Below are 16,107 nucleotides of genomic sequence, written 5' to 3'. Positions count from 1 at the left end.
AATCCTCACATTCAGATAAATTAACCCTATAATTCAATGGTTTGGGATTTTTGTTGTTTTTGCAGGATTTTTTAAAAATTAAGAGTTCATCATTGGACGTCAATTCCACAACTAATATCAAAAGTCGATATTCTGGCGTTGGAATTTTGACTGTTAGTCAGCAAGCGAGCGGGTTGGTGATACCTAGAAGATAACGAATTAACCGGAGTGTAGGTTAATTCGTGCCGATTAATTGGCTAATGTGGACATTTTCGGCCAACAGTTTTTCAAACTTTTTGGCATTTAAGGGTTTACTATATAAGTAGCCCTGCAACATTTCACAATCATAAAGGCTCAGAATTTCGAGCTGTTTCTCTTGTTCTACGCCCTCAGCAACTACTTTTAACCCTAGATTGTGGGCTATATTAATTATTGCTGCGGTCATATGTTTGTCTACGCTACTAATAGCGATGTCATCAATAAAAGCTTTATCTATTTTCAGCGTATTGAGCGGGAACTTCTTCAAATATGCTAAAGATGAATAGCCGGTGCCAAAGTCGTCTAACGCGAGGTGTATGCCCTTCTCACGCAATCTTTGCATCATTTGCAAGGCTTGCTCTGGATTTTGCATTAGCGTGCCTTCCGTTATCTCACACTCTAAATGGAGCGGTGATAAGCCTACTTTTTGTAATATACGGGAAATACGATCATCAAGATCCGGCAATTCAAATTGTCGAGCCGAGATATTCACTGCTACACGCCCAGTGAATAACCCTTGTGAAACCCAACGTTTAGTATCTTCACAGGCTTTGCGAAGTACTTGCTCGCCAATGTCAATGATTTGACCCGTTTCTTCTGCTAAGGGAATAAATTGAGCTGGGCTGACAATACCTTTGTCGGGGTGTTCAAAACGCACTAAGGCTTCCATGCTTACAAGTCTGCCGGTGGCGATATCAACTTTAGGTTGATAGAAAACAGTGAACAAGTCATCTTTCAAGCCATAGCGGATAAGGTTTTCGATTTGTAATTGGCGAACTGCATTTTGGTTCATTTCACCGCTGAAGAATTGGTATTTGTTGCCGCCAGCATTTTTGGCAAAATACATCGCAGTATCAGAATTTTTTAACAGCTCTTGAGTTGAAGTACCATCTTCAGGATAGAAAGCGATACCAACACTTGCCCCTAAAACAAATTCTTGTTTGTTAATCAAAAACGGGTGGGCCATCTGATCTAAAATACGCTGGGCATAATGGTTAATGCGCTGCATATCTTCTTCGCGGTCGACTAGAATACTGAATTCATCGCCGCCTAAGCGGTAACATGTTGCATTGGTGCCGGTAATTTTTTGCAGCCTTTTACCAATTTGCTTAATCAAAATGTCACCGGTTTGGTGACCTAAAGAGTCATTGATTTTTTTGAAGTTGTCCATGTCTAAACACACTAACGCATGGGGCACATCTTTACGCACTAGGTTGTGATGGCTAGCTTGGAAAAAAGATCGATTGGGCATTTCTGTTAGTGGGTCAGTATTGGCCAATTTCAACAATTCTTTTTCGGTGCTTTTACGAGAAGTGATATCCGAAAATACACCCACATAATGAGTTGTTTTGCCATCTTCTCCATGGATCGCATCGACATTCAATTCCATTTCATAGCGTTCGCCATTGGCGCGTCTAGATTCAACTTCGCCATTCCAATTGCCTTTTTGACGCAGTGCTTTTTTCACTTCCTCGGTGAAAGCTTCCGGGTATTGATTGAATTTAAGATAGCTAGCTAAACCCTGCTCACGGGTTTCACCGGTGTAATTACAATAAGACTGATTAACTGAAATAAAGCGGAAGGTTGTATCGGCAATAAACACACCGTCAGAAATGGTTTCAATTGAACGTTCGTAAAGTTTAAGCTGTTCTTCAGCTTGTTTTAAATGACTGATATTCTTAAGAGTACCAGTCATCCTAATCGGCTGATCATTATTATCCCGCTTGACAATCATCCCTCTATCTAAAATCCAAACCCAATCACCTTTAAATGTGCGAGCTCGATAGGTAACTTGGAAATAGTCCGATTTTTTATCGATGTGGGTCTTTAGCGCTTCTTGAACCCGTAACATATCATTGGGATGGATATTGGCTTGATAGGAACTGTTCGAACGAATGTCGTCTTGCGGAAAATCCATCGTTCCCCATGTATTGGCACGATATACCTGCCCTCGGTAAACATCCCAATCCCAGAGTTCATCTCCACTGCTCCAAAGGGTAAGCTTTAGACGTTCTTCACTTTCTTTAATGGCATTTTGTACCGCCAGTTTACGCCTGTATTGCCGTAACATCAGCAATAATACAAGAATGGCGGACAATCCATACAACGCCATGGCTGGTGTATCTAGCCAAAGCGGCGGTGAAATCATTATGTTAAGTCTTGCGGTCTTGGACCAAGGCCCATCACCAATACGTCCTTGGACTTCAAAAACATGGTTTCCATAGGTTTCAATGGAAAAGGAAGCAAACCTTCCATTATTGCCGGTTTCAATCCAGGTATCTCGCCAACCCAGTAATCGATAACGATAGTTCAACTCATTTTGATACAACGAATTAATATGATCGAAATACAAAGTAAATGGAATGTTTTCGTAAGACAAAGAGATAGAACTAGTTAAACTCAAGGGTTTAGTTAATGGCGAGCCTTCAACACCGATAGCTACAGGTTTATTGTGAATCCATAATTCAGTGATTTTGGGCGGACTTAAGGTTGGTAAGGGGGATGCTGTTCCGCTATTTCCCAGCGTTAAATCTGTGAGTTTTTGGGGATTAAAAACATGGAAGCCATCTGTGCCACCAAAAAACAACATACCTTCTGCTGTCATCAAGGTGGCGCCTTGGTTCAAATCATTGTAATCCAAAGTTTGTCGAGGAATTAACTGTAATATCTCACCTGTTTCCAATGAAATTTGCCAAATTTCTGATTGACTACATTGCCATACCGATGTTTGATTTTGGGTATCTAGTACGGAATTTACGACAATGCCTCTCACGTTATATCCACGGGGGTGGATCTGTTCTATCGGGGCATATGTTTTTTTATCAAGTTTGAAAATTCCGTGTTTTCCTGTGGACGCCCAAAACGCATCAGCCGTTTCATGAACGTTATAAACCACGGGTTGGTCTTCGTCTAAATTGTTTTGTAATAAGATACGAGTAGAGTTTGCGTAGTTTTGATCGGTAACAACAATGCCTGCATCAGTTTTTAGCCATATATTGTTTTGGCTATCTAAAAGCAGTTGGGCTATCACTCCACTATTCAAGCCTTTATAAGATATTTCTGTTGGTGTTTTGGCTAGGTCTTTAGCATCGACTAAAAAAGAATGCTCCTTAATGTCTTTTACCCAGAACTGCTCTTGCATCGGCTCTAATTCGGTTATCGGTGTTCCTGAAAATAACGTTTTTACATGATTTAAATTGTCATCTTTGAATTCATAAACATGAATACCGGTATCAGTGGCCAGCCACAAGCGTTTTTCTGCATCAACCTCCACATCCCAGACGAGAGTAGTGGATTCTTGCAAAAAGCGTCTAAATTCACCTGTTTGGATATTATATAAACTGACTCCTCCACTTAACGGAGCTATCCATATAGTTTTATCACCGTTATCTGCAAACCCCCAGACACTATTACTAATGCCCGGCAAATTATCATTAACTATTTTGAAATGTTTAATCGCGGAAAACAATTTATGATATTGGAAAAGACCTGCCGCATGTGTACCAAACCAAATTGAATTATTACTACTTTTATAAGCTTTAATAATGATTGTGTTAATTAACCCTATGTATTTTCCATTATCTCGGTCAATGGAAAATACTGACTGCTCTCTACTATCATAAATACTGATACCATCTGTGGTACCTAACCAAACGTTGCCATCATCGCTTTGTACTATGGTACGAACAGTGTTGTTAATAATTTTCAGTTGATCATTTCGCAAGGCATCCAGTTGTAACTCTATCTGGTAATCTTCTGATAAAACAATAGCGCCAACCGAAGTACCTAACCAATACTGGTTATCAATTTTTACTATATCAAACAGGGTTTTCGCATTTAACTGAATATTCCAGGGGTTTTTCTCTTGTAAATTGTATAAATAGTTAGTTTTTGGGTCGATAGCATAAATGCCGCTTTTTTCAGTACCTAACCAAATAATATCGTCTTCAGCGTAAATAGTTCTTACTGAGTCATTTAATTTAGCACCGTTACTAAATTCAACGTCAGTAAAGTCATCTAATTCTGGGTTATATTCGTAAAGTGATGTTTCACCTGAAAAAAGTAATTTACCTTGTTTGGTTTCACCAATAGCCCAAAATATATTGGATTTTAAATTAGAGTTCTTTCGGCCATACACTTGGAAATCATCTTTTTCCGGTAGGTACCTGGCAATTGCCCCCATACTTGAAAACCATAGGTTATTGTTGGAATCGATAAATAATTTTCGAATCACTTCAATGGGAAACTGTTTTTCGTCTGGTAATTTAGGGGTATATTGTTTGAAATATGTGCCGTCAAAACGGTTCAAGCCATCGACTGTGGCGAACCAAATGTATCCATCTTTATCTTCAATAATATCTAAAACGGTTCTTTGAGACAGGCCTTGTTGCACCGAGAAATTACGAAGCTGAATATCTGCTACATTGGCGTAGGATTTAGAATAGGATAAGGACAAAAGCATGATTAATGCGATTAGCCCAGTAGACTGAAATAATCGTCTCAAATCGATGTTTCACCTATCTCAAATGCATTTTGTTTTTTTATTATTATTATTTTCATAAAAAGCAATGACAATGTGACGAACTAAGGTAGCTAATATGCCCAATTTAAGTGCACTGTACAAGTTCTGAGTGACTTCTTTACCGTTTAAATAACAAATATTTACATTTTCGTTTAAAAACCGTTCTAAAATACTGGTTTAAAAAGTCAGGAACATGCAAATTGGAAGTGATGGTAGTTAAGCGCCATGTCACTTTGCGCAACCTCAAAATTTAGATAATGTAACTTGCTTGATGTTTAAACGCCGTTAAATCATCGATCTCTTTGCCATCTGCTGGAATATCTTCCGGCTTATTTTTATCTCCACAACAATATAGTACGAGGGTCCCAACATTTGCAGGCGCTATCAGTAGTTGACAGAAGGTCTTGATGTCGTCAAAGGTTAATGAAAAAAGGGCTTTTGCTATTGCTGTCTGTAAATTAAACTCAAGGTCTTGGTTACCAATGGCAAGCCATAACCTTTGTGCTTTAGCGGTTAGATTGGTGTCATTACCTTGCAACTGTTTAGACACGCTGGTTCTAACGTGCGACCAAACTTCTTCATAGTCATCTATGCTTGCAGTGATTTGTGCAAGGAAACTCTGTATTTCAATCAAAATTTGTTTCGCGCTGAAATTAGGTGATTGTGCATAAAAAACCATGCCGGGGTGTTGATTAAGGGGTAAATAACCACTGCCAACCAAGTAACCTAATTGTTTTTCATTTCGAATTTCATGAAAAAAGGGTGAGGCCAATAACTGTTCCACTAAAATGGTTAACGCAACATCTTTAATTGAGGCTGTAGGTGTTTGTAAATAAAGCACTACTGCAGAATCTGGGTGTTGACTCATTACCTGATTTTTATAGTGAATAGTATGCTTTAAATCAACTACTTCACGCTTTATTTGACTTCCCGTTTGACTAGGTTTAGGCATATCTTTCAATCTACTTGCAAACTGCTTAGATTGTTGCATTGTCCAATTGCCAAACACAAACGCCTCAACCGAGTAATTTTTAAATAATTGCTCTTTGAGCCAGTAGATATCTTCTATTGTGGCATTTTCAACCAGTGGTAATAATTCTAGTGGCGCATAAGTAAAGCGCTGAATTAAGCCTGAAAGCCGCGAAAACAAACGGTTAATCGGTTTATTTAATAGTGAATTTTGTAAGTTTTGAAGTTGTTTGTGTTTTACCTGTTCAAACAGCGGTTTTAGATCAACGTCGGCCATCACTTGATTTAAAATATTTATACTGAGTTCAAGTTGGTTGTGCGAAAAACCATTTGTGTGAATAGAAAAACCACCTTGATGCGCATACAAATGATAATGCAACCCTGCAACACCGGCATGGTAAAATTGGTCATTTAAATGCTCCACCATCAATGCAACCCATAAACGCTTGTAGGCCGAAATTTTGGCCCCTTGGGTAACCGCCTCGCAATCAAACGAAATAAAGCAATCTCCTTTGGGTTGACTAAATAGTGAATCCTGCGCAAACCATACCTGTAAGTTTTGCTCATGCAAAATTCTGCTAGGTAAGAGATATTTGTCATCCACGTCTACCAGTTCACAGGATTCTGTTATGTATGGATTGGGGGGAGGCAAATGAACGTCATCGAGGTCGCTAGGTGTCGACAGTGCTTTTAATAAATTCCCATCTATAGATTCAATCGCATAAGGGGTTTCGTACCAACGTGCAACTTTGTTTGTTTGCACGTCTTTACTGATTAACTTCAAGCGCATATTCTCTGGACTCATGAAAGTTAAGCAAGTCTCAATTGGTTGCACTGAAAAATCGGTAATTAAATAATCACCTGTTAAAATATCGGCTTCAGGGTAGTGAAACATTAAATTGGAAAATTGTACTGCGTCATCTAAGGGCTTTGCATTTTCGATGTGGTCAAAAGCCAATTTTCCTAAAATGGCTTTCTCTTTAATGCGCCATTCGTCAAGTGCATTATTGCGAATGAGCTTGAGGTAATAAAATAGACTATTTAGCACTTCTGAAATATTGTCTTTGCCGACTTCAGTAAGTTGTAAATTGACATTAAAATCTTTGAAGCCAGTTCCATTGATGCCGCCTCCAGCACTTAGGTTAGTCGCCCAATTCATGCGCTTATAATGCGTCAGTAGACTACCTTTACCCTCATCCCCTAATAAATGACTAATAAATTCCAGTGGTTTTGAATCACAATAATGTTGCATGTCTGGTAATGCGAAACTAATTATTAAGCGGCGCGCATCTTTGATCGGTTTAATACTTATTTTGACACCCAACTGGTTTGGCAAATACAAAGGTGGTGGCGTGGGGCGCTCAAAATCACTACCAGATTTGATTGTGCCAAACCTGTCTTCTACACATTTTTGTTGTTCTTCTAAAGACATGTTACTGACAATACATAAGGTCATATTGTTGGGTATATAGTGCTTTTTATGCAGCTCAATTAGCGCACTTTGAATTTTTTCTATGGAGTGCGCGCAGAACGTTTCTCCGTTACCCACTGAAAATTTACTAAATGGGTGATTTGGATTGCATGTTTCTTTGTGTACTTGGTAGAGGCGTCGCAAATCGTCATGTATTTTTAAGTTGAACTCAGCATCAATGGCTTTTATTTCTTTGTCGATTGCCTTTTTGCTAAATAGCGGGTTAAACAGCATGTCAGCAAATCGCTGCAGCCCCTCTGGCAAATATGTATGTGATACATCGAAATGGTAATTCGAAAATTCCGTGCCGGTATAAGCGTTAACACTGCCGCTATGGGGCGAAAGGAATTTATCTAAGTTGTCTGCATCTTGAAACATCTCACTGCCATTAAATAGCATATGTTCAAGTAAATGGGCTAGGCCATGAATATCAGCCGGATCATCAAAATGTCCGGCTTGAACGCACACTGCTGCTGCAGATTTTCGACAATCAGCATCATTCACTAATAATACTCGCAGGCCATTGGCAAGTGTAACCTGTAGATAGGCCCGTTTGTCGTTTATACTTAGCTGCAACTAGATCACCTTCTTGGAAGTTTGATAACAAGCATAACTCAATAAAAATTTTTTTAAATAAACTGGCTGAATTTGTTTATTAAAAAATGACGAATTGGAAAAATGAAAAAGTAGAAACGAATTGAACCTGTTTATTTTTCGTGCTTAATTATTCATATCGACTTTAAATCTCAATAAATGAGTAGTTAACTTACCCTTAACAGCTATTTTGTCTAAATTAAAAAATAAACCTCTAAAACATATCGTTTTTATTGCATTTCGACTCTACTATATGAAATTGAATTCAGGCAATATTGATATTCATAACAATCTGCACAATAGTTTGTGTTGAAAGCTCTCGTAATATGGACCAATTATGTACATTTTTGTGATGCGCCATGGTGAAGCCAAACCATCTTTGCAAAATGATCAATTAAGACCGTTAAATGACTATGGTATTTCTCAGGCTAAGCAAAGTGGGAATTGGCTGCAATCGTTTGCAGAAGAGTCAAAGGTACCACTAAGCCACGCCATGGTGAGCCCATTTGTAAGGGCGCAACAAACATTTCAGCAAGTAAACCTTGCGACAAAGATTGTTGATATACGCTCTAATTCAGATTTAGTGCCTAGCGGCAATTGTCAGGCATTACATTATTCTATTGACCAATTTGCTGAACAACACCCAAATGTTACTGGATTGCTTTTAGTTAGCCATATGCCATTTGTCAGTTATCTGGTTGATGAGATGTGTGAAATAGATGAATTGAGAATGTTTTCTACCGGTACAATTGTTTGTATTGACTATAATGTTGAAGAGTCGAAAGGTCACATCGTTAAAACATACACCCCTAAATAATATATCTGCTAAATTCCGCTTCAATACCCTACAGTTTTTGCGTTTTATTCCGATAAAAATCTGAGGGGAGGCCTATGTCTAGTAAAAGTTTACCTGCTTACTTACAGCAGGCATTGCAGCAGCACGTGGAACAATCGCAACTAACTCATGATGATGAGTTGGAGAATATTTACGTGCGCTTAGCAAAACTTAACGAAAACGTAGAGAAAATGAAGCAAGCCATCCTACTCAAGCGTGCACAAAAACAATCTTAATACGGAAAGTAATTTTACGCGCTAGGAAAATTTACGGTTAATTCGTGTCTTCTTCAGGTGGCATGCTGTAATAAGCTGGTAATACTCTCACGGTTTTCACCATGTTATCTTTAATTTCAATAACCTCTATAGGATAACCATAAAGACGAACACTGATGTTTGCGTCAGGAATGTCTTCTAAGTGCTCTAATATAAGTCCATTTAGTGTTTTTGGACCTTCGGTCGGAAAATGCCAATCCATTTCTTTATTCAATTCTCTAAGGTTAGCACTGCCATCAACTAAGACACTGCCATCTTGTTGAATATTTGCTTCTTTGGAATGATCTGGCGCAATACTAGTGGTGAAATCACCAATAATTTCTTCTAGGATATCTTCAAGTGTGACTAAGCCTTGTATATCGCCGTATTCATCAACGACTAAACCAATTCGTTCTTTGGCCGCTTGAAATTGATACATTAAGGTGTGCAGAGGTGTTGATTCTGGAGTGAAGTAAATTTCTCGCACTGCACGCAACAGGCTCGCCTTTGTAAATTGATCTTTAGACAACAATCTTAATGCGTCACGCATGTGAACAAAGCCAACTGCATCGTCAATACTGTCTCGATACAACAGCACACGAGTGTGTTGTGCGTTGACTAATTGGCGCTGAATATCCTTCCATTCGTCATTAATATCAATCGATACAATTTCACTACGTGGGATCATAATGTCTTCAGCGGTAACTTTTTCTAAATCTAAAATACCGACTAGCATTTCTTGGTGCTTCTGAGGGATCAAGGCACCGGCTTCATGCACAACTGTGCGTAGCTCTTCTCGACTTAAATTTTTACCATCATTGTTGACCGGATTAACCCGCAACAACATTAATAATCCATTACAAATTCCGTTGATAAGGTATACCAAGGGATATAACAGGAACATTAGGGGTAATAGAATAATCGAACTAGGGAAGGCAATTTTCTCAGGATACAGAGCGGCCACGGTTTTTGGTGTGACTTCAGCAAAAATCAGAATCACAAAGGTTAAACCGAAGTTGGCGATGGCTAAACCCCAAACATCACCGAACAAACGCAAGCATAAAATGGTTGCTACAGATGCAGCAGCAATATTAACTAGGTTATTGCCAATCAGGATCAGGCCAATTAATCTATCCGGTCGCGATAGTAACTTGGTTACACGAAGCGCACCTTTGTGGCCTTCATTTTCAAGGTGTTTCAGGCGATATCGGTTAATAGACATCATTCCTGTTTCAGAACTTGAGAAATATGCAGAAAGAAATATCAGAATGCCGAGCAGAGTTATTAACGTACTCGTCGAGATGTCGTCCAACTAAATTGTTCCTATATTAAGGTTCAGGTATGAATGTATGTTTATCTTCATCAGTATTCAAGCTGAATATTTAAATACTTCACGAGCCAAGTATAACTTCTTTCACAAAACGACTACCAAAATAAGCCAATGTTAGTAAGAATGCGCCAACTAAGGTTGCCGATATAACCGGTTTTCCGCGCCATCCCCACTTGTGATGACCTATTGCAGTAACTGAAAATATTATCCACGCGATTACTGACAATATGGTTTTATGCGCTTGTTCTTTTGCCCACATATTATCAAGAAATACGAAACCGCTGATCAATGATAAGGTCAAAAGTATGGTTCCAGCTAACAATAATTTAAAAAATATTGTCTCAACTGTCATCAAAGGAGGTAGCGAAGAATGCAAAAGAGATGTTTTTTTCTGTTTTAGACGTTCATTTATATAAGCCAATTGAAGGGCATATAAAACCGCAATAATTAGACAGCCATAAGCCAGAAGAGCCAAGGTAATATGAATCACCAAGTCCGGTTGCAGTTGAATTTGCATGATATGTACTTCTGGGATCAACGCGCCAAGCAATACTATTAAGGCGGAAAAACCGAATACAACAGGCATTAAAATCGCGGTAGCCAAAGCAAATGATGCGACCGTCATAGTTACTGTTACTAACCAAGCAATCAATGACGCTACATTGAGCATGCTCATATTCGCACCTGGAGCTTGATTGAGGGCTTCAATTAACAGATATAGATGCGTTGTTAAGGCTAAAAAAGCCGGTATTATCATCAGTTTAGGGTTCGGACCTTGGTGATGAAATAAGCGAGACGTTACCCAGCCTGCGGCGAACAGATAAAAAACGATGCAGACAATTTGTATTAACACTTTTAAAAGCCCTATGGTAAGTAGTAGTAATTCAAACAGTTAGAGTTAGAAAACGGGACAAGTTTACCGTATATATTAGATCAGCCCAAATAAATCTTCTTAATAGTAAGGTTCTTATATTCAAATACATTAGGTATAATCCTGACTATCAGAAATAGGAAATAATAGAATTATGTTTGAGAACCTCACAGAACGTTTAGGTAAAACGCTTAGAGACATTAGCGGTAAAGGCCGATTAACCGAAGATAATATCAAAGAAACTTTGCGTGAAGTCAGAATGGCTTTACTTGAAGCTGACGTAGCTTTACCCGTAGTGCGTGATTTTGTTGCGCAGGTTAAAGAGCGCGCAGTGGGTACTGAGGTTACTAAAAGTCTTAAGCCTGGACAGGTTTTCATCAAAATTGTCCAATCTGAACTTGAATCAGTTATGGGGGCCGCTAACGAAAGCCTCAATCTAGCGGCGCAGCCTCCAGCGGTTATTTTGATGGCCGGTCTTCAAGGTGCGGGTAAAACCACCAGTGTCGGTAAGCTTGCAAAATACCTAAAAGAACGTGAAAAGAAAAAAGTCTTGGTGGTCAGTGCCGATGTTTACCGTCCAGCGGCGATTAAGCAACTGCAAACCCTTGCCGAAGATTTAGATGTGGGCTTTTTCCCATCCAGTTCACTGCAACGTCCTATCGATATTGCCAATGCCGCAATTGATCACGCTAAAAAGCAATTTTTTGATGTATTGATTGTCGATACCGCGGGTCGCTTACACGTTGATAATGAAATGATGGGGGAAATCAAAAACCTCCACGAAGCGGTAAAACCAGTCGAAACCTTGTTTGTGGTAGACGCCATGACGGGACAAGATGCAGCCAATACGGCTAAAGCTTTTAATGAAGCGATACCGTTAACTGGGGTGATTCTGACCAAGGCTGATGGTGATGCTCGCGGTGGTGCAGCATTATCGGTTCGTCATATTACCGGTAAACCAATTAAATTTATTGGTATGGGCGAAAAGCTCGATGCCTTAGAACCTTTCCACCCTGAGCGAATTGCTTCTCGCATATTAGGGATGGGGGATGTACTGAGCCTTATTGAAGAAGTTGAGCGCAAAGTTGACAAAGACAAAGCGCAAAAACTGGCCAAGAAGGTTCAAAAAGGAAAAGGCTTCGATCTGCAAGATTTTAAAGAGCAGTTAGAACAAATGCGCAACATGGGTGGCATGATGGGCATGATGGATAAATTGCCTGGCATGGGTAACATGACTGCGCAAATGAAAGAAAAAGCCAACGACAAGCAGTTCACGCAAATGGAAGCCATTATTAATTCCATGACTCCTGGTGAACGTCAGCGTCCGGATATTATTAAAGGATCACGTAAACGTCGCATAGCCCAAGGCTCTGGAACGCAAATTCAAGACGTCAATCGCTTGCTCAAGCAGTTTATGCAAATGCAAAAGATGATGAAAAAAATGTCCGGTGGCGGCATGAAAAAAATGATGCGTAGCATGAAGGGCATGATGCCACCAGGTGGTGGAATGGGTGGACCTGGTCCTGGCGGTATGGGCGGAATGTTCCCACCCAAGCGTTAATTACCTTTCGTTTTTAAGCTGGAGGAATATCCTCCAGCAATCTGTGTGAATATCAGCAACAACAATTAACTCTTATCACAGCTGTTAAATATTCATTTCGCGCTAATTTCATATCTAGCCTTTTTTCACCGAAAAATACTGTTTGATGCTTTAAATCCCCGTTTACATTTTGCTTCGTTTAGCGGCCTAATAAACCTTAAAACTGTCACCCTTTTTAACACTTTGCTAATTGATGATTTGCAACCTACTAATAACGAAGGTAAAAAAAATTGGCTGATTAATTGCTTGTTTTTTAATCACCATTTAACCCAGGATAATATTATGAAAATTAAATTCATGATAAAGATCTCTTACGTGCTACTTCTTTCTACTTTCTCTTATTTAGCCAATGCTAGTTTCATGTTTTCAGCAACCTTGGAAGGGGAGCAGGAAGTTCCATCCATTGTAACCACAGCCTCTGGCATGGCGATGGGGGAGCTTAGTGGAATGTCAGGTTCCTATGTATTTAACTATCAAATAGATTATATGGATTTAAGCTCGCCAATTATTGATATAGCTGGTGGTGGACATTTTCACAACGCACCTATGGGGGCAAATGGAGGAGTGATTCACCTCTTTGACACTGACACTTTTACTTTTCTCGGGACAACCTCAGGCTCAATTATGGGCGACTGGCGTTTCGATGATGTCACCAACCCGCTTACCGATGCTCTAGCTGAGCAACTCATGGCTGGTAATGTCTACATTAACTTACATACTCAAAACTTTAATGGCGGTGAATTGCGCGGCCAATTAACCGTAATGCCTGAGCCGGCAACGTGGTTTTTATTCGTGACGGGTATGTTATTTGTAATGAGTCGCAATAAAAGGGGTTGTTAGCTAACTGTGTTGATGTACAAAATTAGCTAAATTATTAAAAGATGGGGGGGAACCTCCATCTGTAGTTTTTTAGCTGCTTAGATTCAAAACACCTAAGTTTAACCATTTTCACCACTAATTTATTCGGCAAATTGTATTCTGGTATTACGACTAAATTTCGTCTCAAATAGCAATTTAATCCACAACGGAATAAATACATAAGATGAGGTCACGTCTATTGCTGGTTTTTGCAGAACAGCAATGTTAATTTTTTTCGCTTTAGTTGGCATCCTGTCTGCAGATTGAATCTACTTCTATTGTTTGTACAATTGAGCACCGCGTAACAGATTTCCTCTTATATTGTTATGGTGCCGCTGAAGATTACTTAAAAAGGAGGAGTTACTATTTCATGTTAAATTTAATCGGTATTACCAATAGTTTTCGGATCAGTGGTTTAGTTGAAGATGCCAAACAGATTGATGCTCAACTGCATGGGGTTTTCACTGCATGGGGTAAACTCAACTTTTATTCCACCACCAGAGACGCCTATTATGCCATTTTGTTGGCAGAACAGGGGGAAATAGCCTGGCCAATGAGTTATTAGAAACTGTCGAGGTGAAGGATTATTATTTGATGGAAAGTTTAAAGTATTTGCCTAGTCGTTACCAAATTACCCAGACATCTGCTTATCAAGAAAAGATGAATACGTATGAACAATTACTTGAAATAGAGCGAACTGAGTTTAAACAGCGCTGGCAAGAGCTTGGGTTAGACGTGTTTTCCGAGGCTAATTAAACTGCGTTTTAATCACTCTTATTTCATGTTTATTCTGACAGTTTTTAATATTCACGGTTAATTGTTTAAATATTAGCATTTTTAAGCCTCTCTTAGTTGCATTCCTAAGCCATATCAGTATAATTCGGCGGCCTTGATTTTCGGTGTCTTTGACATTAAAGAGCAGGGCAAACAAGTTAACAGTAACGCTATTACGAGTTTGAGGCATTTATATGGTTACTATTCGTTTACAGCGTGGTGGCGCTAAAAAGCGTCCATTTTATCAAGTAGTGGTTGCAGACAGTCGTCGTGCACGTAACGGCAAGTTCATTGAGAACATTGGCTTTTTCAACCCAACTGCACAAGGTCGAGCAGAACGTCTGCGTTTAGATCTTGAGCGTGTTGAGCATTGGGTAGGACATGGTGCAACTTTGTCTGACCGCGTAGCTCGCTTGGTAAAAGATGCAAAAGTCGTAGCTGCGTAAGCACTACAGAAATTGAGGTATAGATGAGTCTAGCGTCTGACACAATAGTGATTGGCAAAATCGGTGCACCTTATGGTGTGAAAGGTTGGGTTAAAATCACTACCTATACTGATGAAACACAGGGTGTATTTGATTATTCACCATGGCTTTTGGGCGATGGTAAAAAAGAATATATCGTTGACCTCTGGCGAACGCACAATAAAGGCGTTGTCGCGAAACTGGTTGGGGTGGAATCTCGGGATGATGCTGAAAGTATCAAAAATTTGGAGATTTTCATTAAAGCTGAACAGCTACCTGAACTGGCCGATGACGACTATTACTGGCGAGACCTAGTCGGCATGCAAGTGGTAACTGAAAGTGGTTATGATTTGGGTGTAGTGAAAGAACTGTTTGAAACTGGTGCTAACGATGTGATGTTAGTAAAAGCCAATTCAAATGATGCTTTTGGTCAAAAAGAACGCATGTTGCCATTCTTGCGGGAGCAGGTTATTAAAGTGGTTGATATGCAGGCGAAAACAATCAAGGTTGATTGGGATCCTGGGTTTTAAATGAACCCACTAATGATAGATCAAGAGCCGAGCTCTTGTGAACTTCGTTGGTTTGGTGTGGTAAGTCTGTTTCCAGAGATGTTTAACAGTTTTACACAACAAGGAGTGACAGGTCGAGCGGTGAAAAACCGGTTGTTAGCAGTAGAATTCTTTAATCCAAGGGATTTTACTCACGACAAACATCGAACTGTTGATGACCGTCCTTACGGCGGTGGTCCTGGCATGCTAATGATGGTTCAGCCATTAACAGACGCAATACACGCTGCCAAGAAAGCAGCGGGTAAACAAACTAAGGTGATTTACCTTTCACCTCAGGGAAAGAAGTTAGACCAAGCCGGCGTGAAGGCATTGTCTGAAAATGACAGTCTGATATTTGTAGCCGGTCGTTATGAAGGTATCGACGAACGAGTCATACAGTCACAAGTCGACGAAGAATGGTCGATTGGTGATTATGTGCTTAGTGGTGGAGAACTTCCAGCGATGGTGCTAATGGATGCGATATCGCGATTTGTGCCAGGTGTGTTAGGGCATGAACAGTCAGCAGAACAAGATTCGTTCACTGACGGTTTATTAGATTGTCCTCATTACACTCGGCCAGAAAGTTTAGATGGTCGTAATGTTCCTGAAGTGTTATTAAGTGGAAATCATCAAAAAATCAGGCAGTGGCGGTTACAACAGTCGCTAGGGAGAACCTGGCTACGACGCCCTGAATTGTTAAATGACCTAGCTCTGACTGAGGAGCAAAAACGACTATTGGATGCATTTCAAAAATCGTTTTCGCAGCAAGATGACAGTTAA

General features: G+C 39.7%; 13 protein-coding genes. 9 read left to right on the top strand and 4 right to left on the bottom strand.

Annotation, left to right across the window (positions count from 1 at the left end; translation table 11 throughout):
• Window positions 1-214: 214 nt before the first annotated feature.
• A complete protein-coding gene (locus VUI23_RS13440; RefSeq protein WP_342804663.1) occupies window positions 215-4,741 on the bottom strand; it encodes an EAL domain-containing protein in 4,527 nt (1,508 codons plus the stop codon).
• A gap of 268 nt (window positions 4,742-5,009) precedes the next feature.
• Window positions 5,010-7,775 (bottom strand): insulinase family protein, encoded by a 2,766-nt coding sequence (locus VUI23_RS13435; protein WP_342804662.1) that lies wholly within the window; start codon window positions 7,773-7,775, stop codon window positions 5,010-5,012.
• A gap of 355 nt (window positions 7,776-8,130) precedes the next feature.
• Between VUI23_RS13435 and sixA the strand changes: the two genes are divergently transcribed.
• On the top strand, window positions 8,131-8,610 hold the full coding sequence (gene sixA / locus VUI23_RS13430; RefSeq protein ID WP_216048319.1) for a phosphohistidine phosphatase SixA: 480 nt from the start codon (window positions 8,131-8,133) through the stop codon (window positions 8,608-8,610).
• 74 nt (window positions 8,611-8,684) lie between these two features.
• Window positions 8,685-8,864: a hypothetical protein gene (locus VUI23_RS13425; protein WP_216048320.1), complete on the top strand. Its 180-nt coding sequence runs from the start codon at window positions 8,685-8,687 to the stop codon at window positions 8,862-8,864.
• A 37-nt stretch (window positions 8,865-8,901) separates the two neighbouring features.
• Here VUI23_RS13425 and VUI23_RS13420 read toward each other — a convergent pair whose 3' ends face one another.
• Both VUI23_RS13420 and ccsA read right to left on the bottom strand, forming a co-directional pair.
• Window positions 8,902-10,194: an HlyC/CorC family transporter gene (locus VUI23_RS13420; protein ID WP_216048321.1), complete on the bottom strand. Its 1,293-nt coding sequence runs from the start codon at window positions 10,192-10,194 to the stop codon at window positions 8,902-8,904.
• A gap of 79 nt (window positions 10,195-10,273) precedes the next feature.
• A complete protein-coding gene (gene ccsA, locus VUI23_RS13415) occupies window positions 10,274-11,065 on the bottom strand; it encodes a cytochrome c biogenesis protein CcsA (RefSeq protein WP_216048322.1) in 792 nt (263 codons plus the stop codon).
• A 172-nt stretch (window positions 11,066-11,237) separates the two neighbouring features.
• On the opposite strand from ccsA, the gene ffh reads away from it, so the two are divergent.
• The 7 genes from ffh to trmD all read left to right on the top strand — a co-directional run bounded on the left by ffh (window position 11,238) and on the right by trmD (window position 16,107).
• A complete protein-coding gene (gene ffh / locus VUI23_RS13410; protein WP_342804661.1) occupies window positions 11,238-12,644 on the top strand; it encodes a signal recognition particle protein in 1,407 nt (468 codons plus the stop codon).
• 321 nt (window positions 12,645-12,965) lie between these two features.
• A complete protein-coding gene (locus VUI23_RS13405; protein WP_342804660.1) occupies window positions 12,966-13,523 on the top strand; it encodes a CHRD domain-containing protein in 558 nt (185 codons plus the stop codon).
• Between the two features lie 388 nt (window positions 13,524-13,911).
• Window positions 13,912-14,106 (top strand): hypothetical protein, encoded by a 195-nt coding sequence (locus VUI23_RS13400; RefSeq protein ID WP_342804659.1) that lies wholly within the window; start codon window positions 13,912-13,914, stop codon window positions 14,104-14,106.
• Between the two features lie 29 nt (window positions 14,107-14,135).
• On the top strand, window positions 14,136-14,297 hold the full coding sequence (locus VUI23_RS13395) for a hypothetical protein (RefSeq protein WP_342804658.1): 162 nt from the start codon (window positions 14,136-14,138) through the stop codon (window positions 14,295-14,297).
• A gap of 212 nt (window positions 14,298-14,509) precedes the next feature.
• On the top strand, window positions 14,510-14,761 hold the full coding sequence (gene rpsP / locus VUI23_RS13390) for a 30S ribosomal protein S16 (RefSeq protein WP_216048327.1): 252 nt from the start codon (window positions 14,510-14,512) through the stop codon (window positions 14,759-14,761).
• A 23-nt stretch (window positions 14,762-14,784) separates the two neighbouring features.
• A complete protein-coding gene (gene rimM / locus VUI23_RS13385; RefSeq protein WP_216048328.1) occupies window positions 14,785-15,309 on the top strand; it encodes a ribosome maturation factor RimM in 525 nt (174 codons plus the stop codon).
• Complete coding sequence (gene trmD, locus VUI23_RS13380; RefSeq protein ID WP_303499107.1) at window positions 15,310-16,107, top strand: tRNA (guanosine(37)-N1)-methyltransferase TrmD; 798 nt, start codon at window positions 15,310-15,312, stop codon at window positions 16,105-16,107.

This window comes from Alteromonas sp. M12 (assembly GCF_037478005.1).
Lineage (GTDB): Bacteria > Pseudomonadota > Gammaproteobacteria > Enterobacterales > Alteromonadaceae > Aliiglaciecola > Aliiglaciecola lipolytica_A.
The sequence above is the reverse complement of the archived record's forward strand: the minus strand, read 5'-3'. Positions and strand labels throughout refer to the sequence as shown.

Bases quoted from the DNA above. Each gene is read 5' to 3' on its own strand.
- VUI23_RS13425 (WP_216048320.1), top strand. From the start codon at position 8,685: ATGTCTAGTAAAAGTTTACCTGCTTACTTACAGCAGGCATTGCAGCAG.
- sixA (WP_216048319.1), top strand. From the start codon at position 8,131: ATGTACATTTTTGTGATGCGCCATGGTGAAGCCAAACCATCTTTGCAA.
- trmD (WP_303499107.1), top strand. From the start codon at position 15,310: ATGAACCCACTAATGATAGATCAAGAGCCGAGCTCTTGTGAACTTCGT.
- rimM (WP_216048328.1), top strand. From the start codon at position 14,785: ATGAGTCTAGCGTCTGACACAATAGTGATTGGCAAAATCGGTGCACCT.
- VUI23_RS13405 (WP_342804660.1), top strand. From the start codon at position 12,966: ATGAAAATTAAATTCATGATAAAGATCTCTTACGTGCTACTTCTTTCT.
- ffh (WP_342804661.1), top strand. From the start codon at position 11,238: ATGTTTGAGAACCTCACAGAACGTTTAGGTAAAACGCTTAGAGACATT.
- rpsP (WP_216048327.1), top strand. From the start codon at position 14,510: ATGGTTACTATTCGTTTACAGCGTGGTGGCGCTAAAAAGCGTCCATTT.
- VUI23_RS13400 (WP_342804659.1), top strand. From the start codon at position 13,912: ATGTTAAATTTAATCGGTATTACCAATAGTTTTCGGATCAGTGGTTTA.
- VUI23_RS13395 (WP_342804658.1), top strand. From the start codon at position 14,136: ATGGAAAGTTTAAAGTATTTGCCTAGTCGTTACCAAATTACCCAGACA.